The sequence below is a fragment of the Allobosea sp. UC22_33 genome (assembly GCF_042700715.1).
Classification (GTDB): Bacteria; Pseudomonadota; Alphaproteobacteria; order Rhizobiales; family Beijerinckiaceae; genus Allobosea.
Map to the genome: position 1 here is coordinate 3,909,069 of NZ_CP170556.1, position 18,533 is coordinate 3,927,601.

At 66.4% G+C, this 18,533-nt stretch carries 20 protein-coding genes, 1 tRNA gene and 1 pseudogene; 10 read left to right on the forward strand and 12 right to left on the reverse strand.

Translation table 11 applies throughout. The features are described from left to right. Positions 1–4: 4 nt before the first annotated feature. Complete coding sequence (locus tag ACFJGT_RS19045) at positions 5–1,957, forward strand: MacB family efflux pump subunit (protein ID WP_377841004.1); 1,953 nt, start codon at positions 5–7, stop codon at positions 1,955–1,957. Here the strand turns inward: ACFJGT_RS19045 and ACFJGT_RS19050 are convergent. After that, positions 1,954–2,856, reverse strand: coding sequence for a LysR family transcriptional regulator (locus ACFJGT_RS19050; RefSeq protein ID WP_377841010.1), 903 nt, complete (start codon positions 2,854–2,856; stop codon positions 1,954–1,956). The genes ACFJGT_RS19045 and ACFJGT_RS19050 overlap by 4 nt on opposite strands. A 91-nt stretch (positions 2,857–2,947) precedes the next feature. On the opposite strand from ACFJGT_RS19050, the gene ACFJGT_RS19055 reads away from it, so the two are divergent. Further along, complete coding sequence (locus ACFJGT_RS19055; RefSeq protein WP_377841015.1) at positions 2,948–3,970, forward strand: bile acid:sodium symporter family protein; 1,023 nt, start codon at positions 2,948–2,950, stop codon at positions 3,968–3,970. Positions 3,971–4,118: 148 nt separating this feature from the next. Then, the gene (locus tag ACFJGT_RS19060; RefSeq protein ID WP_377841020.1) at positions 4,119–4,331 is read left to right on the forward strand and encodes a DUF2934 domain-containing protein; all 213 of its coding nucleotides are present in this window, start codon (positions 4,119–4,121) and stop codon (positions 4,329–4,331) included. Positions 4,332–4,409: 78 nt separating this feature from the next. Here the strand turns inward: ACFJGT_RS19060 and ACFJGT_RS19065 are convergent, their stop codons facing one another. The 3 genes from ACFJGT_RS19065 to ACFJGT_RS19075 all read right to left on the reverse strand — a co-directional run bounded on the left by ACFJGT_RS19065 (position 4,410) and on the right by ACFJGT_RS19075 (position 5,694). Continuing rightward, the gene (locus ACFJGT_RS19065; protein ID WP_377841023.1) at positions 4,410–4,691 is read right to left on the reverse strand and encodes a hypothetical protein; all 282 of its coding nucleotides are present in this window, start codon (positions 4,689–4,691) and stop codon (positions 4,410–4,412) included. Between the two features lie 90 nt (positions 4,692–4,781). Beyond that, positions 4,782–4,991, reverse strand: coding sequence for a hypothetical protein (locus ACFJGT_RS19070; RefSeq protein ID WP_377841025.1), 210 nt, complete (start codon positions 4,989–4,991; stop codon positions 4,782–4,784). Between the two features lie 613 nt (positions 4,992–5,604). Continuing rightward, positions 5,605–5,694: transfer RNA gene (locus ACFJGT_RS19075), tRNA-Ser, on the reverse strand. 293 nt (positions 5,695–5,987) lie between these two features. On the opposite strand from ACFJGT_RS19075, the gene rplU reads away from it, so the two are divergent. The 4 genes from rplU (at position 5,988) to ACFJGT_RS19095 (ending at position 8,867) form a co-directional block, all read left to right on the forward strand. Next, positions 5,988–6,476: a 50S ribosomal protein L21 gene (rplU, locus tag ACFJGT_RS19080; RefSeq protein WP_377841028.1), complete on the forward strand. Its 489-nt coding sequence runs from the start codon at positions 5,988–5,990 to the stop codon at positions 6,474–6,476. Between the two features lie 170 nt (positions 6,477–6,646). Continuing rightward, positions 6,647–6,913: a 50S ribosomal protein L27 gene (gene rpmA / locus ACFJGT_RS19085; RefSeq protein WP_061970119.1), complete on the forward strand. Its 267-nt coding sequence runs from the start codon at positions 6,647–6,649 to the stop codon at positions 6,911–6,913. A gap of 155 nt (positions 6,914–7,068) precedes the next feature. Next, positions 7,069–7,770 (forward strand): GNAT family N-acetyltransferase, encoded by a 702-nt coding sequence (locus tag ACFJGT_RS19090; protein ID WP_377841034.1) that lies wholly within the window; start codon positions 7,069–7,071, stop codon positions 7,768–7,770. Between the two features lie 218 nt (positions 7,771–7,988). Then, a complete protein-coding gene (locus ACFJGT_RS19095) occupies positions 7,989–8,867 on the forward strand; it encodes a diguanylate cyclase (protein ID WP_377841038.1) in 879 nt (292 codons plus the stop codon). A 59-nt stretch (positions 8,868–8,926) separates the two neighbouring features. Here ACFJGT_RS19095 and denD read toward each other — a convergent pair whose 3' ends face one another. The 7 genes and pseudogenes from denD to ACFJGT_RS19130 all read right to left on the reverse strand — a co-directional run bounded on the left by denD (position 8,927) and on the right by ACFJGT_RS19130 (position 15,275). Beyond that, a complete protein-coding gene (gene denD, locus ACFJGT_RS19100; protein ID WP_377841042.1) occupies positions 8,927–9,907 on the reverse strand; it encodes a D-erythronate dehydrogenase in 981 nt (326 codons plus the stop codon). A gap of 119 nt (positions 9,908–10,026) precedes the next feature. After that, on the reverse strand, positions 10,027–10,773 hold the full coding sequence (locus ACFJGT_RS19105) for an SDR family oxidoreductase (protein WP_377841047.1): 747 nt from the start codon (positions 10,771–10,773) through the stop codon (positions 10,027–10,029). Positions 10,774–10,785: 12 nt separating this feature from the next. Next, complete coding sequence (locus ACFJGT_RS19110) at positions 10,786–11,157, reverse strand: GNAT family N-acetyltransferase (RefSeq protein WP_377849018.1); 372 nt, start codon at positions 11,155–11,157, stop codon at positions 10,786–10,788. Positions 11,158–11,262: 105 nt separating this feature from the next. After that, a pseudogene (locus ACFJGT_RS19115) lies at positions 11,263–11,949 on the reverse strand (GNAT family N-acetyltransferase); the annotation flags it as partial. 5 nt (positions 11,950–11,954) lie between these two features. Then, on the reverse strand, positions 11,955–12,281 hold the full coding sequence (locus ACFJGT_RS19120; protein WP_377841050.1) for a hypothetical protein: 327 nt from the start codon (positions 12,279–12,281) through the stop codon (positions 11,955–11,957). Beyond that, positions 12,278–13,117, reverse strand: a complete 840-nt coding sequence (locus ACFJGT_RS19125; protein WP_377841053.1) for an isocitrate lyase/phosphoenolpyruvate mutase family protein — start codon at positions 13,115–13,117, stop codon at positions 12,278–12,280. The genes ACFJGT_RS19120 and ACFJGT_RS19125 overlap by 4 nt, the downstream gene beginning before the upstream one ends. A gap of 337 nt (positions 13,118–13,454) precedes the next feature. After that, complete coding sequence (locus ACFJGT_RS19130; RefSeq protein ID WP_377841055.1) at positions 13,455–15,275, reverse strand: IlvD/Edd family dehydratase; 1,821 nt, start codon at positions 15,273–15,275, stop codon at positions 13,455–13,457. A gap of 253 nt (positions 15,276–15,528) precedes the next feature. On the opposite strand from ACFJGT_RS19130, the gene ACFJGT_RS19135 reads away from it, so the two are divergent. Beyond that, a complete protein-coding gene (locus ACFJGT_RS19135; RefSeq protein WP_377841063.1) occupies positions 15,529–16,713 on the forward strand; it encodes a pyridoxal phosphate-dependent aminotransferase in 1,185 nt (394 codons plus the stop codon). 2 nt (positions 16,714–16,715) lie between these two features. Further along, entirely contained in the window at positions 16,716–17,048 is a 333-nt protein-coding gene (locus tag ACFJGT_RS19140) for an NIPSNAP family protein (protein WP_377841069.1), read from the forward strand. An 8-nt stretch (positions 17,049–17,056) separates the two neighbouring features. Here the strand turns inward: ACFJGT_RS19140 and ACFJGT_RS19145 are convergent, their stop codons facing one another. Continuing rightward, positions 17,057–17,866 (reverse strand): DUF3108 domain-containing protein, encoded by an 810-nt coding sequence (locus ACFJGT_RS19145; RefSeq protein ID WP_377841073.1) that lies wholly within the window; start codon positions 17,864–17,866, stop codon positions 17,057–17,059. Between the two features lie 285 nt (positions 17,867–18,151). Here ACFJGT_RS19145 and rpmB point away from each other — a divergent pair, with 285 nt between their 5' ends. Continuing rightward, complete coding sequence (gene rpmB / locus ACFJGT_RS19150; protein WP_377841077.1) at positions 18,152–18,439, forward strand: 50S ribosomal protein L28; 288 nt, start codon at positions 18,152–18,154, stop codon at positions 18,437–18,439. Positions 18,440–18,533: the final 94 nt, after the last annotated feature.

An 18,533-nucleotide genomic window follows, 5' to 3' on the forward strand; every position in this document is an offset into this window, starting at 1 on the left:
CGCGATGGGCAAGCCGCTCATCCGCCTCGCCGGCGTCCGGCGCGATTTCGGCGAGGGCGAGGCTGCGGTCGCAGCACTCGACGGCGCCGATCTCGTGATCGAGGCCGGCGAGATGGTCGCGATCGTCGGCCAGTCCGGCTCGGGAAAATCGACGCTGATGAACATCATCGGCTGCCTCGATCGCCCGACCGGTGGCAGCTACGAGATCGACGGCCGCCCGACCCGCGATCTCGATCCGGATGAGCTGGCAAGGCTCCGGCGCGAGTATTTCGGCTTCGTCTTCCAGCGCTATCACCTGCTCTCGGAACTGACGGCGCTCGCCAATGTCGAGGTCCCCGCGATCTACGCCGGCGTGCCGCCCGGCCCGCGCCAGAGCCGGGCCGCCATGCTGCTGGAACGGTTGGGCTTGGCTTCGCGCGCGACCCATCGGCCCTCCGAACTCTCCGGCGGCCAGCAGCAGCGCGTCTCGGTGGCGCGCGCCCTGATGAACGGCGCCCGGGTCCTCCTCGCCGACGAGCCGACCGGCGCGCTCGACCGCAAGAGCGGCGAGGAGATGCTGGCGCTGATTGAGGAACTCAACCGCGAGGGCCATACGGTCATCCTAGTCACCCACGACATGAACGTCGCGGCGCGCGCCCACCGCATCATCGAGCTCAGCGACGGCCGGATCATCGACGACCGGCGCACCGCGCCGCGCTCGGAAGCCGTGCCGCCGCCCTCCCCCGTGCCGGCTCCGGCCGGGCGGCTGCGCGCCGGTTTCGGCCGGCTCAAGGAAGCCTTCGGCATGGCGGTGCGCGCCATGGCGGCCCACAAGCTGCGCACGACCCTGACAATGCTCGGCATCGTCATCGGCATCGCCGCCGTGGTCAGCGTCGTCGCGCTCGGCGAAGGCGCCAAGCAGAACGTCCTCCAGAACATCTCCGGCCTCGGCACCAACACGCTGGAGATATTCCCCGGCGCCGGCTTCGGCGACACGCGCTCCGGCCGGGTCAAGACGCTGACCGTGCTCGATGCGCAGGTCCTCGCCGCCCAGCCCTATGCCGCGAGCGTGACGCCGACGGTCTCGACCAGCGCCACGATCCGGCTCGGCAATGTCGAGGCGACCGCGCTCGTCAACGGCGTCAGCGAGCGCTATTTCGACGTGCGCGGCAGCGTGCTGACGCGCGGCTCCTTCTTCACCGCCGATGATGTCCGCACGCTGTCTCAGGACGTCGTCATCGACGAGAACACGCTCAGCGCGCTCTTTCCGAACGGCAGCGCCAACCCGATCGGCACCGTCTTCCTGATCGGCACGGTGCCCAGCCGCATCGTCGGCGTGATGCGCCAGCAGCAGGGCGGCTTCGGCGGCAGCCAGAACCCGCAGGTCTTCATGCCCTACACCTCGGTGCAGGGCCGGTTCCTCGGCGATCTCTCGCTGCGCTCGATCACGCTGCGCGTCGATGACGACACGCCCATGGCTGCGGCACAGGAGGCGGTGACGGAGCTGCTGACGCATCGCCACCGCGCCAAGGACTTCTTCATCTTCAATCAGGACGAGATCCGCAACACCATCACCGCCACGACCCAGACGCTGACGCTGATGATCTCCTCGATCGCGGTCATCTCGCTCCTGGTCGGCGGCATCGGCGTGATGAACATCATGCTGGTCTCGGTGATCGAGCGCACTGGCGAGATCGGCCTGCGCATGGCGGTCGGCGCACGCCGCAGCGACATCATGCAGCAATTCCTGATCGAGGCCTCGCTGGTCTGCTTCATCGGCGGCGCGCTCGGCATCGGGCTGGCGCTGGCCGTCGGCTATGGCTTCGAGGCATCGGGCGCACAGATGCGGTTCATCTATTCGGGCGAGGCCTTCGCCGTCGCCATCGCGTGCTCGACCCTGATCGGCCTGACCTTCGGCTTCCTGCCGGCGCGCAACGCCGCGAAGCTCGATCCGGTCGCGGCCCTGGCGCGGGACTAGCCGCGCCCGCTACGACGCGGCGCTTCCGGCATGAGCCGCCCGGCGCTCGACAGAATGCTGTCGGCAAGCGCCCGCGCCGCCGCCTGATGCGACTGCCCGCCGATGACGACGAATTCGATCGTCCCCAGCGGCGGCAGCGCCTCGCGCGGCTCCACCTCGGCCATCCCTTGCGGGATCAGGCGGGCCGAATGCGCGGTGATCCCGAGCCCCGCGACCGTCGCCGCACGCAGGCCCGCAAGGCTGCCGCTGGTGCAGGCGACGCGCCAGGCCCGCCCCGCGCGCTCCAGCGTCTCGATCGCATGGACGCGCGTGATGCTCGGCGGCGGATAGAGCACGAGCGGCACCACCGGCTGCTCCGCCAGCCTTGCGCCCGGCCTGCCTGCCCAGACGAGACGCTCCTGCCAGGCAACCTCGCCGCGTTCGTCGCCCTTGCGCCGCTTGGCAAAGATCAGGTCGAGCTCGCCCGCGTCATACTGTTCGTAGAGCAGGCCGCTGAGCCCCACCGTCAGTTCCAGGTCGACCGCATGATGCTGCATGGCGAAGGCGGCCAGGATCTCCGGCAGAGCCGTATAGGCGAAATCCTCGGAGACCCCGAGCCGCAGCCGCCCGCGCAGGGTCGAGCCGGCGAGATGGCGCTCGATTCGCTGTCCCGCCTCGAGCGCCTGCCGCGCGAAGGGCAGGATCGCGTCGCCGTCCGGCGTCGGCCGCACGCCATGGGTGTCGCGCTCCAGCAGGCGCCGGCCCAGACGCTTCTCCAGCCGCGCGACATGCTGGCTGACAGAGGACTGGCGTAAGCCCAGCTGACGTGCGGCCTCGGTGAAGCTCAGCGTCTCGCAGACCTTCAGGAAGCTCTGCAGCAGGACGGGATCGAGAGGCTTCGGGTCAGAGCTGATGGTCATCATGATTCATAATAGCCGATATCGACGCCAGTCGGGATCAAAATGAGCGTGGAACGGGCTAGAAGGCACCCTCCAATCGGAAGGACCGCTGATGCTCCGCCGCACTCTCGCCCGCTTCGGCATCGACCCTTATCTCATCGCGCTAATGGCGACGGTCGCGATCGCGGCCGTTTTCCCCGCTCATGGCAGCGGCGCGGTGATCGCCGATGACGCGGTCTCGATCGCGGTCGCCCTGCTGTTCTTCCTTTACGGCGCAAGGCTGTCGCCGGCCGCAGTCTGGGAAGGCCTGCTGCACTGGCGCCTGCAATCGCTGGTCTTCGCCAGCACCTATGTGCTGTTCCCGCTGCTCGGCCTGGTGCTGACCCGCGTCTTCGCCGGCGTCCTGCCATCGGAACTGATCGCCGGCCTGATCTTTGTCTGCATCCTGCCCTCGACCGTGCAGTCGTCGATCGCCTTCACCTCGATCGCGCGCGGCAATGTCGCGGCGGCCCTGTGCAGCGCCTCGGTCTCGAACCTCTTCGGCATTGTGCTGACGCCGCTGCTCGTCGTGCTGCTGCTCGATTCGAAGGGCGGCGGCTTCAGCACCCGCGCCGTCGAAAGCATCGCCCTGCAATTGCTGCTGCCCTTCCTCGTCGGGCAATTGCTGCGCCGCTGGGTCGGCCCCTTCCTGCAGCGCCACAAGGCGCCGATCTCGCTGGTCGACCGCGGCTCGATCCTGCTCGTCGTCTATGCCGCCTTCAGCGAGGGCATGGTCGCCGGCATCTGGTCGCAGGTCACGCTCGCCGATCTCGGCCTCGTCATCGCGCTGGACATTGTCCTGCTCGCAGCCGTGCTGGCGATCACGACCTTCCTCAGCCGCCGGCTCGGCTTCTCGAAGGAGGACGAGATCGCGATCGTCTTCTGCGGCTCGAAGAAGAGCATGGCGAGCGGCATCCCGATGGCGAACATCCTGTTCCCCGGCCAGGCGCTCGGCCTGATCGTGCTGCCGCTGATGCTGTTCCACCAGGCGCAGCTCTTCGCCTGCGCCGTCCTGGCCCAGCGCTATGCCCGCCGTCCCCTCCAGCCGAAACCCGAAGCGTCCGGCGAAGCGGAGCTGGCCACCGCAAAGGCCTGAGCATCCCGCCCGCTCCGGGCTGGATCTTTCATCGCGCGCGGGAACAGCCCGGCCGGTCGGCGGTTGTTCCCCTGCACGGCAAGGCCGTCACCCTCTCCGAAACCAGGATTCTCCGATGCCTATCGGGGAGCGATCATGGAGGCGAGACATGAAGCAGGACGACAAGACCCAGCACGAAATCCGGAAGATCGCCTACGGACTCTGGATCAAGGACGGGCAGCCCGAGGGCCGCGACCGCGAGCACTGGGAAGCCGCCAAGGAAATCTGGGCTTTCCGCAGCCACAATCACGTCCTCGACGAATCCGGCGATACGGATACGGGCGCGGCGGCGAAGCGACGGCAGACATCCGACGCTGCGTGACCACGGCGCCGGGGCCGAACGGACCGACTTCAGCCGGAATGGCCAACGAGGCAGGCGCCGTCACTAGGCGCCTCGATCTCAGGGGCAGATATAGCCGCTCGCGTCGGGCTGGCAGCGTGCGCCCGTCGGCAAGACCAGCGCCCCGCGCTCGCGCTTCACATAGTCGCCGTTCGGCAAGGTGAAGCCGCCGGTATAGTCCGGCGTGACGCGCGTCCCGTCCGGCAGTTCAAGCTGCCCGCCGTCGCGGACGATGCGCTTGGCGGAAGGAGCCGCAGTCTGCTGGACAGGCTGGGGCCGGGATGAGACACAGCCGGCGGCCAGAACGGCAACCAGGCTGGCGGCAATCGATATCCTGATCATGACCCTATCTTTGCCGCGCCTGACCGCCGCGTGCAACCCCATCCGAGAACGCATATCCAAGCGCGATTCAGGCCGCCGCCCGCGGGGGCGCTAGCCGGCCTCCCCGGTGCGGTCCTGCGAAACCGTCGCCGACTGCCGCTCCGCGGCGCGGTCGAGGCATTCTGCCATCTGGCCCGTGCCCCAGCCGAATTTCGAACATTGCGCCGTGCCGACGGTGTAGTCGCGGGCGGGGTGACTGGACTCTGGCGTGCCGTTGCAGCCGGTGAGAGCCAAGGTGATGATGGCGAGCGCCAATCGCATTGGGTTTCTCCTTGCTGTGGAAGCGGCGATTAAGGCGCAGACCTGCCGATTGATTCAACCCCTTCGCTTCCGCCCGCCGCTGTGACGGGCAACGCTGGACTGCCATCGCCGGCTTCAGGATGGCGCGGAAAGCGAGAGCATTTCGCTCAGACCGGCTATGGCTTCGGCCCGGCGGGCACGCCCTCGTTCAGCTCCTTCCCCTCGGGGACCGTATCCTTTCCATAGTCGCGATTCTGCTGCGAATCTGCGCCGCCCTGAGCCTCCGGACGGGTCACACCGGGAGGTTGCAGCACGCCGTCGCTCCTGATGCCCCCCGAATCGGGGATCGCGCCGGCGCCTTCCTTCGTGGGTGGATGAATGGATTGCGCTGTCGCCCCGCCCGCCAGAAGAGCCAGAACTGCAATAGCCAGGAGATGTTGTCTCATCGAACGCTCCACATCTTTTCATGCGAACGCGTGCGCCTGAACGGGTGTTCCTTGGTCAGCTCCAAACTGCGCCAGATCCATGCGGAACCGGCGCCTGCGCGGGCTCCGGCAAACGGAAGCGGCGCTGAGCCGCACAGGCAGGCCGAAGCTTCGCTTGAATGGTAAGGTGATCGCCGGGCGAGAGAGGGTGGCGGACAGGGAGGGATTTGAACCCCCGATACCCTTGCAGGTATGCCGCATTTCGAGTGCGGTGCATTCAACCACTCTGCCACCTGTCCGCGGTCGCCTTCGGTCGAAGCGAGGCGGTTACTACACAAGGCGCGCCCGGGGAGCAAGCCTTCCGAGCAGGAGAAATCCACTCTTCCCCGCCGCTTTCGCTTGACCTGCCCCCACCTTGCGACTATCGAGCACCGTCCGGCGCGGGGAAACTCGCGCCCGATCTCTTTTGGCATGTGCGCTGCGTCGCATGCCGGCAAGAGCAAGCCAGACCACGCAATCGACTGCCAAAAAGCCGTCCCACGGGCCTCCATCCGGAAGCCGCGACAGGACGGGGCCGAACATGGAGGACAAAATGTTCGCAGTCATCAAGACCGGCGGGAAGCAGTTCCGCGTCACCGCCAACGACAAGATCACCGCTGCCAAGATCGAGGGCAACGCCGGCGACACCGTCGCGTTCGACTCGGTGCTGATGCTCACCGAGGGCGAGAAGACCACGCTCGATGCCAAGGCCCTCTCCGAGATCACCGTCGTCGGTGAAATCGTCGAGCAGGCCCGCGGCGAGAAGGTCATCGCCTTCAAGAAGCGTCGCCGCCAGAACTCGAAGCGCAAGCGCGGCTTCCGCGCCGAGCTGACCGTCATCCGCATCACCGACATCCTCACCGGCGGCAAGAAGCCGGAGATGAAGAAGGGCGATGCCGCCGCTGCTCCGGTTGCCGCGAAGGCGAAGGCTGCGCCGAAGGCCGCCAAGGCCGAGGCCGGCGAGGAGGCTGAGAAGCCGAAGAAGGCCGTGGCCAAGAAGGCCCCTGCCAAGAAGGCCAAGGACGAGGCGTCCGAGGCCTGAGACCGGGCTTCCCGGCGCAGACAATCCGCGCCGGATCACCATTGCCGAGACTGATCGTCCCGGTCTGTCACTCCTGACAGAATGGTGTTCCGGCATTTCGTATCCGAGACGGGTGGCTTTCGCCGCCGATTCGGGTTAGAGAGACACGACAAGTTTTGAGGTAGGGCGTTATGGCTCACAAAAAGGCAGGCGGTTCGTCCCGCAACGGTCGCGACTCCGAAGGCAGGCGCCTCGGCGTCAAGAAGTTCGGCGATCAGGCCGTCATTCCCGGCAACATCATTATCCGTCAGCGCGGCACCAAGTGGCATGCCGGCGCCAATGTCGGCATGGGCAAAGACCATACCCTCTTTGCGACGGCGAATGGCCGAGTCCGATTCACGACGAAACTCGGCCGAGCTTTCGTGAACGTAGTCCCGGCCCAAGAGGCCGCAGAGTAAAAGGCGGATAGGGAAATCTCTCGATCCGCCGGTTCCATCGAACCGAACGGATCAAGGGTTATAAGGCCCGAATAGGGTCTCCCGAAGGTCAGCGAAGGGGAGATGGGACCAAAGTCCCAGCTCCCTTTTTTCGTTTGCGCCGACGGAGAGACAAGATGTTCCCCGAACTGACCCGCGACGATGTCTTCCGGCTCGAGACCCGCCGTCTCTGGCTGCGTTGGCCCCGCATGGCCGATGCCAATGCCATCCTGCGCCTTGCCGGTGAAAAGGCGGTCGCGGAGATGACGGCATCGATTCCCCATCCCTACCCGACCCAGGCGGTCGAGCCCTTCATCTTCGGGGCCCGCAAGGGCAACGCTCTGGGCGAGCATCTCGTGCTGGCGATCACGCCCCGTTCGAAGCCCAACGAGCTGATCGGCATGATCGGCGCGCACAAGCAGGCCTCGGGCGTGCCCTTCATCGGCTACTGGCTCGGCACCCCGCATTGGGGCAAGGGCTACGCGACCGAGGCGGTGCAGGGCCTGATCGACAGCCTGTTCTCGCTGATCGACCTGGCCGCGATCGAGGCGGATACCCGCGTCATCAACCCGGCCTCGCGGCGGGTGCTGGAGAAGTCCGGTTTCCGGTCGGAGGGCTCGTTCCTGAAGTCGCTGCCGGCGCGGGGCGGACTGTTCCCCTGCGAGCAGTTCCGGCTCGATCGCTCGACCTGGGCGGCGTTGAAGAGCTGGAGCGCCAGCGGCTGGGCGCATGCGCCCGAAGCCGAAGCCGAGGTGGACGAGGAGCCAGCGCGCGGCCAGCCGGCGCTCGGCCTGCCCCCGCGCCGCCAGCAGGAACAGGCCGAGCCCTGCCCGGCCTGAGCGTTTCCGAGCTGGAAGCGAAGTCGCCTTGAAGGGGTGGCGGTCATTGACCGCCACCCCATTCTTGCTGTGGGAAGGCCCGCGCTCGTTAAAATGCGAGCGAAGCCGGTCATCTTTGCTGAAAACCCCGGCTGCTAGCCGTGGCGCACTCTGGGGGAAACGGAGTGTGCCTTGTGAAAGCCAAGACGACGCAGATTCGAGAATTTTTCGGTTCTTCCTTGCTGGCCCAGGCCTTTGCCGGCTGCTTTGTTGCAACCCACGTCCCGATCATTTCCATCGCGGCCTATGTCGCATCCGGTGCGGCGATCAGCGCCCAGGCCATCCTGGCCATCATCCTGCTGGCGACGATCGCCGGAACCGCCTTCGCCTTCGTCGTGATGCGGCATCTGCTCCTGCCGGTCAGCGAGCTCGCGCGCGGGCTCAAGAGCTACCGTGTCGAGGGCCGCATCCCGCGCCTCATCAAGCAGCGCAACGACGATGTCGGCCGCCTCACCGACGAGGTCCGTGCGCTCATCAACACGTTGGAGGAGAAGCTGAACCGCCTGAAGCGGCAAGCCTTCTCGGACACGCTCACCGGGCTCGGCAATCGCCGCTGGCTGGCCGAGGTGGTCGGCTCCGAGATCGCGCGCTCGCGCCGCGAGCAGAAGCCGCTCTCGGTCATCGCGCTCGATATCGACCACTTCAAGAGCATCAACGACATGTTCGGCCATGATGCCGGCGACGAGGTCCTCGTCGCCATCACCGAGACCATGAAGCGCGTGCTGCGGCCCTATGATCTGGTGGCGCGCCTCGGCGGCGAGGAGTTTTGCGCCTTCCTGCCGGGGACGGGCTTGAAGGAGGCGATGCAGATCGCGGAGCGTTTGCGGGAGGCCATCGCGGCTCTCCGGATCGAGACGCTCCGGGGGCGACGCATCACCGCGAGCTTCGGCGTGCACGAGGCTCATCTCGTGCGCGAGCAGTTCAAGGACATGCTGCGCATCGCCGACGAGTATCTCTATCAGGCCAAGGGCGACGGCCGGAACCGGGTGCAGACCATCGAGGCTCGCCCGGCGGTGATCCAGACAGCGCCGGCCGGTGCCAGCCCTCCCGAAGCCTGACTGACGCCGAACGCCCCAAACGAAAAGGGCGGCCTCACCGGCCGCCCCTACTTATGGGATCACTTTACGAAGGTGCCGTGCAATTCGTCCTCGATATGCACGCGGATGATCTCTTCGAAATTCGCCTCCGCCTTGAAGCCGAGCGCCAGCGCCCGCTGCGGATCGAAGTTGCGCGGCCAGCCGGCCACGATCCCGTCGATCACCGGATCGGTTTCACGACGGATCCGCTTGACCACGTTCTCGCCCGCGACCTTGCGCAAGGTCTCGATCTGCTCGGCGACGGTGCAGGAATAGCCCGGCATGGTCAGCGCCCGGCGCGGGCCGATCGCGGCCGTATCCATCGTCGCGGCGTGGATGAGGAAGCCCACCGCCGAGCGCGGGCTGGCATGCCAGTGGCGCACCTGGTCCGAGACCGGCAGCACCGCCTCCTCGCCGTTCAGCGGCTCGCGGATGATGTTGGAGAAGAACCCCGAGGCGGCCTTGTTCGGCTTGCCCGGCCGCACGCAGATCGTCGGCAGGCGGATGCCGACGCCGTCGAAGAAGCCGCGCCGCGAATAATCGCAGAGCAACAATTCGCCGATCGCCTTCTGCGTACCGTAGCTGGTCAGCGGCGTGGTGAAGAACTCGTCCTCGATCTTGTCGTGGAAGGGCGCGCCGAACACCGCGACCGAGGAGGTGAAGACCACGCGCGGCTTGTAGCCTTCCGCATGGCGGATCGCCTCGAAGAGATAGCGCGTGCCGTCGAGATTGATCCGGTAGCCCTTGTCGAAATCCGCCTCGGCCTCGCCCGAGACCACCGCCGCGAGATGGATGATCAGCTCGGGCCGCGTCGCGATCAGCTTCTCGGATTCACCGTGGATCGAGAGATCGGAGACCACCGCCTCGAAATCGAAGGGCGCAGCCGGCGGCGGGGAGGCCACCACGACGTCCTGCGCCGTCACGCGGGTTACCGGCTTGCCGCCGAGATGGCCGTCGCGCGCCAGCCGCTCGATGAACTTGCGCCCGACCATGCCGGCGCCGCCGAGAACGAGAATATGCATCGGATCTGTCCTGAAGGTTCGGGTTGAGCGCCTTGAAGCGCATTCATCTCAAAGGAGAGCCGCATCGTCATCCCGGGCTCGACCCGGGATGACAACGGCCAAGGCGAACGACGCTCGCCTCAGAGAGCGAAGCCGCCATCCGCCAGATGGATCTGGCCGGTGGTGTAGCTGGACTCGTCCGCCGCGAGATAAACCGCGAGCCAGGCGATCTCCTCGGCCGTGCCGAGCCGGCCCATCGGCTGGCGGTCGATGAAGGCCTGCCGGGCGGCGGCTTCCGTCGTCTTCGTCGCCTGGGCGAGGTCCTTGATGCGCTGGTCGAGCGAGGGGGACTGGATCGTGCCCGGGCAGATCGCGTTCGCGCGCACGCCTTTCTTGATGTAGTCGGCCGCGACAGCCTTGGTCAGGCCGATCACCGCCGCCTTGGTCGCGCCATAGGCATAGCGGTTCGGGATGCCGCGCACCGAGCCGGCACCGGACGCGATATTGACGATCGAGCCGGAACCCTTCGCCAGCATGGCGGGCAGGAAGGCCTGGATCGTGCGGTGCATCGACTTGACGTTGAGGTCGAAGGAGAAGTCCCAGGCCTTGTCGTCGGTGTCGAGCACCGTGCCGTGATGCACGAAGCCGGCGGCGTTCACGAGGATGTCGACGGGCCCGACCTTCTCGGCGAAGGCATTGACCGCCTTGGACGAAAGCACGTCGAGCCTGCGCTTCTTCGCCTTCGGAATGCCCTCCAGCAGGGCAACGTCCTTGTCGGTCGCCCAGACGGTGGCGCCCTCGGCGACGAAGGCCTCGGCGATGGCCCGGCCGATCCCCTGCCCCGCGGCGGTGACGACCGCGACCTTGCCCTTCAAACGTCCTGCCATGCCCGTTTCCTCTTATTGTCCGGCGTTTGCGAAGGTCTTGCGCATATGGGTCAGCCGCCGGTCGGCCATGTCCTCATGATGCGTGATGGAAAAGCCCAGCCGCTCGTACCAGCCGATGCGCTGGGTCAGCTTGGCGTGGGTGTAGAGATGCACGGAACCGTAGCCGAGCGCCTGCGCCCGCTCGTCGGCGAAGGCCATGAGCGCGGCTCCGAGTTTGCGTCCGCCAGCCTCCGGCGCGACGGCCACGCTCCAGACGGTGAAATCCTCGGGCTCGATATCGAGCACCAGCGCGGCCTCCAGCTCACCGCTCTCGCCTTCCGCCAGCCAGACCTCATGCTCGGCTACGACCTGCGTGTAATCCGCGATGCGCGGTAGCGAGGGCACGCCGATGATGCTTTCGTTCGGCGTATAGGCGGCGTTCTTGAGGGCGAGGATCGCAGGGATATCGGCAAGCCCGGCTCGGCGCAGCGCGACCGCGCCGACATGGCCGCCGGTCTGATTGAAGGCGGCGAGCGAAAGCCTCTGCTGGCCTTGCGCGTCGAAATTCGACGGCGCCAGCCAGCGCCGGAAGGCCTGGGCCCGCACCGGCCATTCGCCGTCGAGGATCGAGAACCAGGCGGTATCGCGATTGGCGCCCTTCACCACCATGTGCTGGCGGAACAGGCCCTCGTACAGGAAGCCGAAGCGCAGCGCGGCACGCTTGGAGGGCTCGTTCCGGTTGTTACACTTCCACTCGTAGCGCCGATAACCGAGCGAGAAGCCGTAATCGCCGACGAGATAGATCGCCTCGGTCGCTGCGCGCGTGCGCTGCAGCGCCGGCGAATAGGTGATCCAGCCGACCTCGAACACGCCATGCTCGGGCCGGATCTCCATGATCCAGAGATGGCCCTTGGCCTTGCCGTCGGCCTTGTCGATCACGGCCAGCGGCACGATGCCGGCCTTGGCCACCATCGAATCGAGCAGCGCGCGGTATTCGTCCTTGCTCTTCGGCGGCGCGGCCGGCAGCCAGTCCCAGACATCGTCGCGTCCGACATCGGACGCCCAGATGTCGTCGATATGCTCCTCGACATCGAGCGGCTCCAGCCGGCAATACCGGCCTTCCAGAACCTTGGCCGGCGGGAACGGCGGCGCCTTCCAGCCTGCCGAAAGCGTCGACGGAGCGGGCGGTGCGATCATCGGCATCATGGCTTTGTCATCTCCTGCCAGCCCTTGAGATCGGCGGTGACGGTCCAGCTGGCGCCCAGCTCGTCGCGGATCGCTTCGACGATGGCCGCACCCTCCGCTTCCCAGGCCAGTTGCTCGACGGCGTCGGGAAAGCGGGAGCGCGCCTCGTCATCCTCTTCATAGATCGCGTCGAACGCGTCCATCCAGGCTTCCAGCCGGTCCGCGAGATCGTCGGACAAGCCGGCATCCTCGGCATCGATGGCCTTGCGCCGGCCTTTCGCGTCGATAGTCCAGAGGCCGCTATTCCCGAGCCAGGCCGGGGCGATCAGGAGCGTGCCGCTCATGAGCGCTCCGCGAGGTCTTTGGTGAAGAACGGGTTCAGCGGCGCCGAGGCGCCGTTGCCGGCGAAGCCCTTGAAGCTGCCTTCCTCCGCGATCAGCCGCGTCGCGTCGATGAAGGCGGACCAGGCCGCCCGCGCCAGCGCGCCGCCGATCGAGATGCGCCGTGTGCCGGTCGCCGCGATATCCGCAACCGATAAGCCGAAATCGCCATAGATCAGCGTGTTCACCGGCTTGCCGCCGGCCGCGGTGACGATGGCGCCGATATCAGCCGGGGTCTTCGGGCCGGGGGCATAGAGCACATCGGCACCGGCTGCCGCATAGGCCTCGATCCGTCGCACCGATTCCTTCAGCGCCTCGGGATGGCCGGTCAGGAAACATTCGGCGCGCGCCGTCAGCACGACGCCTGAGCCGGTCTCGTCGATGGCCTTGCGCGCCGCCTTGATCCGCTCGACCGCGAGCTCGAACGGATAGAGCGGCTCGTCCTGGCGCCCGGTCGCATCCTCGATCGAGAGGCCGGCAACGCCGGTCGCGATGCAGAGCTTGACGTTGGCCGCGACGCCATCGGGCGTATCGGCATAGCCGTTCTCGAAATCGGCATTGACCGGCAGATCAGGCACCGCCTTCACGATCTCGGCGATATGGCTCAGCATCATGTCGCGCGGCACGTCCTGATCGGCGCGCCCCTGCGTGAAGGCATAGCCCGCGCTGGTCGTCGCCAGCGCCTTGAAGCCCTGCCCGCGCAGCCAGCGGGCCGAGCCGAGGTCCCAAGGGTTGGGCATCACGAAGCAACCGGCCTCATGGAGCTTGCGGAAGGCTTCGACCTGCGGGCTCTGTGCCATTTTTAAATCGTTTCAAATGGTGGTGGAACGAATGGCTGCCATAGTGTCGAGGGTCGTATCGTTTGTCAGCCCCGTTCGGCGCGCGTCGCGCAGCGAACGCCGATGCGCGGGCGGAATGGCGTGGGGAGTGGAGCGGGCGGCGAGCGCGCCGATGAAATGTGTCATCCCGCACGCGCTGCGGCGCAAAGTGCCGCCGCGCAGATGCGGGATCGCGCGACGAGAAGGCGCCCACGCCGCGTTCGAGAAGGCGCCCTTGCCGGGTGACGGTCCCGTGTCTGCGCCGCGGCATTACATGCCGCAGCGCGCACGGGATGACACCCTTTCAGAAGCGCTTACCTCAGTGGTTATCGCGCGGAATGCCGAACTTCTTGTGGATCTTCTGGTACTTGACCGCCGGCTTGAGGACCATGCCCTCGGAGAGTTCGTCGACGATCTTGCGCTGAATCTCCTGCCAGGGCGTCTGGCTCTTCGGGTACTTGTAACCGCCGGCCGCCTTGAACGCCGCCTTCCGCGCGGCAAGCTCCTCATCCGAGATCAGGATGTTCGCCGTGCGCTTCTTCAGGTCGATGCGGACCTTGTCACCCATCTTGAGCATGGCGAGCCCGCCCCCCGTCGCCGCTTCCGGCGAGGCGTTGAGGATCGAGGGCGAGCCCGAGGTACCGGATTGGCGCCCGTCGCCGACGCAGGCAAGCGCCGTGATGCCCTTCTTGATCAGGTAATCCGGCGGCCGCATGTTCACGACCTCGGCTGCGCCGGGATACCCGATCGGCCCGACGCCACGGATGAACAGGATGCAGTGCTCGTCGATGGCGAGCGCGGGATCGTCGATGCGGTGGTGATAATCCTCCGGCCCGTCGAAGACGATGGCGCGGCCCTCGAAGGCCATCGGGTCCTTCGGGTTCTCGAGGTAACGCTTGCGGAATTCCGGCGTGATCACGCTGGTCTTCATGATCGCGGAATCGAATAGGTTGCCGGAGAGGTTGAGGAAGCCCGACTGCGCCTTCATCGGCTGGTCGTAGCTCTTGATCACCTCGCGGGCGATCGAGAAGGCGCCCTTGCAGTTCTCTTCCAGCGTCTTGCCGTTGGCGGTGATCGCGGGCTTGAGCTTGCCCTTCTCGATCAGCTCCGCGATCACGGCAGGCAGGCCGCCGGCGCGGTAATAATCCTCGCCGAGATATTCGCCGGCCGGCTGCAGGTTGACCAGCAGCGGGATGTCGTAGCCGATCTTGGTCCAGTCCTCGTTGTCGAGTTTGACGCCGATATGCTTGGCGATGGCGTTGACATGGACGGGCGCATTGGTCGAGCCGCCGATCGCCGAGTTGATGACGATGGTGTTCTCGAAGGCCTCGCGGGTCAGGATCTTCGAGGGGATCAGGTTCTCCCAGACCATCTCGACGATGCGCTTGCCGGTGAGATAGGCCATCTCATAGCGGTCGCGATAAGGCGCGGGGATCGCGGCGGCGCCGGGCAGCGTCATGCCCATGGCCTCGGCCAGCGAGTTCATGGTGGAGGCCGTGCCCATCGTGTTGCAATGGCCCGCCGACGGAGCCGACGAAGCGACCAGATCGACGAAGCCCTTATAGTCGATCTCGCCGGCCGCCATCATCTGGCGCGCCTTCCAGACGATCGTGCCGGAGCCGGTGCGCTCGCCGCGGAAGGAGCCGTTCAGCATCGGCCCGCCCGGCAGCGCGATCGCCGGGATGTCGACCGTCGCGGCCGCCATGATCTGGGCCGGCGTGGTCTTGTCGCAGCCCGTCGTCAGCACGACGCCGTCGAGCGGATAGCCGTAGAGGATCTCGACCAGCGAGAGATATTGCAGGTTGCGGTCGAGCGCCGCGGTCGGCCGCTTGCAGGTTTCCTGGATCGGATGGATCGGGAACTCGAAGGGCACGCCGCCCATCTCGCGAATGCCGTCGCGGACACGATGCGCCAGCTCGATATGGTGGCGGTTGCACGGCGCGATGTCCGAGCCCGTCTGGGCGATGCCGATGATCGGACGGCCCGACTGCAGCTCCTCGCGCGACAGGCCGAAATTCATCGTGCGCTCGATATAGAGCGCGGTCATATCGGCGTTGTCGGGATTGTCGAACCACGCCTTCGAGCGCAATTGCTCGGGCTTGATGCGCCGAACGGACTTCTTGCCGGGTGCCTTGGCCATCCTCGTTTCCTCTCGTTCGGCGCGGCGCTGGCGGCCGCTTGCCGATCTCACATTCAAACGATTTGAGACTAGCCATCATGCCCATCGCCCACGGCTCGGCAAGGCCCAATCTGGCTGATAGTCATACTATTTAATCATGCTGTATGCAGCATGCAACAATCCGGCGATGCGCCCTCCGTGCTTGCCAGCCGCGCCGGTTTGGCGCCAAGAACGAGAAAGCCGGCCGTCACGCCAGAGCTCGAGGAAACGCGCCATGACCCTCCACGTCGTCCCCTCCTTCTCCCGCATCGGCGAGGAGAACGCCTTCGCGGTGCTGGCCCGCGCCACCGAATTGCAGCGCCAGGGCAAGGACATCATCAATCTCGGCATCGGCCAGCCGGATTTCTCGACGCCCGACCATATCGTCGAGGCCGCCGTGAAGGCGCTCCGCGACGGCCATCACGGCTATACCCCCGCCAACGGCATCCTGCCCTTGCGCGAGGCGGTCGCCGCCGACCTGCACAAGCGCTTCGCGGTCGAGGTCTCGCCCGAGAGCGTGATGATCGTACCCGGCGGCAAGGTCACCATGTTCATGGCGATCCTGATGTTCGGCGAACCCGGCGCCGAAATCCTCTATCCCGATCCCGGCTTCCCGATCTACCGCTCGATGATCGAGTATACCGGCGCGACGCCGATCCCGGTGCCGATCCGCGAGGAAAACGGCTTCGCCTTCTCGGCCGAGGAGACGCTGGCACTGATCACGCCGAAGACCCGGCTGCTGATCATCAACTCGCCGGCGAACCCGACCGGCGGCGTGACGCCCAAGGCCGAGATCGACAAGCTCGTAGCCGGACTGGCAGCATTTCCCGATGTTGCGATCATGTCAGACGAGATCTACGACCAGATGGTCTATGACAGCGAGAAGCATGTCTGCCTTCTCAGCTACCCCGAAATCCGCGACCGGCTGATCCTGCTCAACGGCTGGTCGAAGACATATGCGATGACCGGCTGGCGCCTCGGCTATTCGGTCTGGCCGAAGCCCTTGCTCGACAATGCCCGCAAGCTCGCGGTGAACTCGCATTCCTGCGTCAACGCGCCGGCGCAATGGGCGGGGCTCGCCGCGCTCACCGGCCCGCAGGACGCGGTCCATATGATGCTGGCGGAGTTCGACCGGCGGCGGAAGGCGGTGGTCAAGGGCCTGAACGGCCTGCCCGGCGTCTCCTGCATCGAACCCAGGGGCGCGTTCTACGCCTTCCCGAACGTCTCGCAGACCGGCTGGAAGGCCAAGAAGCTGGCCTCGGCCCTGCTGGAGGAAACCGGCGTCGCCACGATCGGCGGCCCCGATTTCGGCGTCCACGGCGAGGGCTATATCCGCCTCTCCTATGCCAACTCGCTCGAGAATATCGAGAAGGCGCTGGAGCGCATGAAGACCTTTCTCAGCACCGCGAAGGCCGCCTGATCATGATCACCTGTCATCTGCGCTACGTCGTCGACCCCTACCAGCTTCCGGCCTTCGAGGCCTATGGCAAGGCCTGGATCCGTCTGGTCGAGGGGTTCGGCGGCAAGCATCACGGCTATTTCATGCCGTCCGAGGGGACGTCCAACGTCGCTCTCGCGATGTTCAGCTTTCCGTCCTTCGCGGCATACGAGACCTATCGCGAGGCTTCCTTCAACGACGCCGAGTGTCTTGCCGTGGTCGCCGAGAACGAGAAGCACCGCTTCATCATCAGCTATGAGCGCTCGTTCTTCCGGCCGGTCTTCGAGGACGATCAGGGCGTCAAGCGCGCGCCCTGAGCCTCTCCTCAGTTCCGGGCGCTGGCGGTGACGCCGGGATCGACCTTGAAGCTGGAGGCCTCGATCACGGCCGTGCCGATCATGGTCTTCACGGAGATGCGCACCGGGACCATCATGTCCGTGCCGGCGACGGGCGCCAGCCAGGCCGTGATGTCGCGATTCTCCGCCATGAACTTGGTGCTGGGCCGGAGCGCCCGGTGGCCGGCGATCGGCACGAAGCGCGCCTGGCAGATCGAGACCGGGCCGCTATAGCCTTCCAGCTTGACGTTGCGGGTGCCGGCGCTCGTGAGCTTGATGTCGTAGCGCGCCGCGCCGTCGAAGATCGGCAGCGTGCGGTTGCAGGCGCCGTCCTTGCCCTTGCCGTTGACCGGCATCAGGAAGGCGCTGAGCGGGTCGACGATATTGCGCTTGTGGCTGTCGTTGAGCGGCACGCGATCGGGCTTCTCGTCGATCGGCGGCTCGATATCGATGCCGGCGACGCTGCCCTCGGCCAAAGCCATCCGGACGGTCCGGCTCTCGCTGGAATTGGCCGAGCTCACCGCGAAGGTCTTCGGCGCAAGCCTGCCGCCGACGAGCGCGCCCGTGGCGGCGCCGGAGCCGCGCCCACCCGTGACGCCGCCTGCGATCCCTGTGAGCTTCGCGGACATGTCGAGCTTGTAGCCGGCATTGTCGATGCCGCCGCTGAGGCTCGCCGTGCCCAGGGTGATTCCCAGGAGCGAGACATCATAGCGCGCGTCGAGCGAAGCCGCATTGGCTCCCGCGCCCAGACAGGCGGCGAAGGCAAGGCCAGCGAGTGACGATGCGACGGCGGACTTCATCCATTGTCTCCGGAACGGCGCGATCCTGCGCTGAATGCACTCTGAATCGGCCCGAATCGTGACCGCCTTCCCCGTGCGGCGAAGCGACGGCCGGTTGAAGCATCGGACCGCGATCTTTACACCCCGTTAACGCTGAAGGCCATGTGAACGGCGAACCGAGTTTTCCTTGACGCAGGCTGCGCCCTTGGCTATGGAACCCCGACTTCAAATTGACTTCCGGTGCTCGCCGGCACGTCGCGTGTCGGTTTTTTTATTTGAGCCCCCGGGAACGTAAGGAACGATATCATGGCCCGCCGTTGCGAACTGACCGGGAAAGCCACCCAGAGCGGCCACCTCGTGAGCCACTCGAACCGCAAGACGAAGACCGTCTTCCGTCCGAACCTCGTGAACGTCACGCTGCAGTCGGACGCGCTCGGCCGTTCGGTGCGCCTGCGGATTTCGGCCAACGCCCTGCGTTCGGTCGAGCATCGCGGCGGCCTCGACGCCTTCCTGCTCAAGGCTGCGGCCGGCGACCTGTCGACCGGCGCGCTCACCCTGAAGCGCGACCTCGAGAAGAAGCTCACCGCCAACTGAGCGGGCTTCCCTTTCGGGTTTGAAGGAAGCGGCCGCAAGGCCGCTTTTTTCGTTTTGAGCATGCCAGCCGTCATTCTCGGGCGAAGCGAAGCGC

Excerpts from the sequence above, each read along its gene's own strand:
- ACFJGT_RS19090 (WP_377841034.1), top strand. The coding sequence starts at position 7,069 with ATGTTCCCCGAACTGACCCGCGACGATGTCTTCCGGCTCGAGACCCGC.
- rplU (WP_377841028.1), top strand. The coding sequence starts at position 5,988 with ATGTTCGCAGTCATCAAGACCGGCGGGAAGCAGTTCCGCGTCACCGCC.
- denD (WP_377841042.1), bottom strand. The coding sequence starts at position 9,907 with ATGCATATTCTCGTTCTCGGCGGCGCCGGCATGGTCGGGCGCAAGTTC.
- ACFJGT_RS19140 (WP_377841069.1), top strand. The coding sequence starts at position 16,716 with ATGATCACCTGTCATCTGCGCTACGTCGTCGACCCCTACCAGCTTCCG.
- ACFJGT_RS19055 (WP_377841015.1), top strand. The coding sequence starts at position 2,948 with ATGCTCCGCCGCACTCTCGCCCGCTTCGGCATCGACCCTTATCTCATC.
- ACFJGT_RS19045 (WP_377841004.1), top strand. The coding sequence starts at position 5 with ATGGGCAAGCCGCTCATCCGCCTCGCCGGCGTCCGGCGCGATTTCGGC.
- ACFJGT_RS19060 (WP_377841020.1), top strand. The coding sequence starts at position 4,119 with ATGAAGCAGGACGACAAGACCCAGCACGAAATCCGGAAGATCGCCTAC.
- ACFJGT_RS19130 (WP_377841055.1), bottom strand. The coding sequence starts at position 15,275 with ATGGCCAAGGCACCCGGCAAGAAGTCCGTTCGGCGCATCAAGCCCGAG.
- ACFJGT_RS19065 (WP_377841023.1), bottom strand. The coding sequence starts at position 4,691 with ATGATCAGGATATCGATTGCCGCCAGCCTGGTTGCCGTTCTGGCCGCC.
- rpmB (WP_377841077.1), top strand. The coding sequence starts at position 18,152 with ATGGCCCGCCGTTGCGAACTGACCGGGAAAGCCACCCAGAGCGGCCAC.
- ACFJGT_RS19145 (WP_377841073.1), bottom strand. The coding sequence starts at position 17,866 with ATGAAGTCCGCCGTCGCATCGTCACTCGCTGGCCTTGCCTTCGCCGCC.
- ACFJGT_RS19135 (WP_377841063.1), top strand. The coding sequence starts at position 15,529 with ATGACCCTCCACGTCGTCCCCTCCTTCTCCCGCATCGGCGAGGAGAAC.
- ACFJGT_RS19070 (WP_377841025.1), bottom strand. The coding sequence starts at position 4,991 with ATGCGATTGGCGCTCGCCATCATCACCTTGGCTCTCACCGGCTGCAAC.
- ACFJGT_RS19050 (WP_377841010.1), bottom strand. The coding sequence starts at position 2,856 with ATGACCATCAGCTCTGACCCGAAGCCTCTCGATCCCGTCCTGCTGCAG.
- ACFJGT_RS19120 (WP_377841050.1), bottom strand. The coding sequence starts at position 12,281 with ATGAGCGGCACGCTCCTGATCGCCCCGGCCTGGCTCGGGAATAGCGGC.
- rpmA (WP_061970119.1), top strand. The coding sequence starts at position 6,647 with ATGGCTCACAAAAAGGCAGGCGGTTCGTCCCGCAACGGTCGCGACTCC.
- ACFJGT_RS19125 (WP_377841053.1), bottom strand. The coding sequence starts at position 13,117 with ATGGCACAGAGCCCGCAGGTCGAAGCCTTCCGCAAGCTCCATGAGGCC.
- ACFJGT_RS19105 (WP_377841047.1), bottom strand. The coding sequence starts at position 10,773 with ATGGCAGGACGTTTGAAGGGCAAGGTCGCGGTCGTCACCGCCGCGGGG.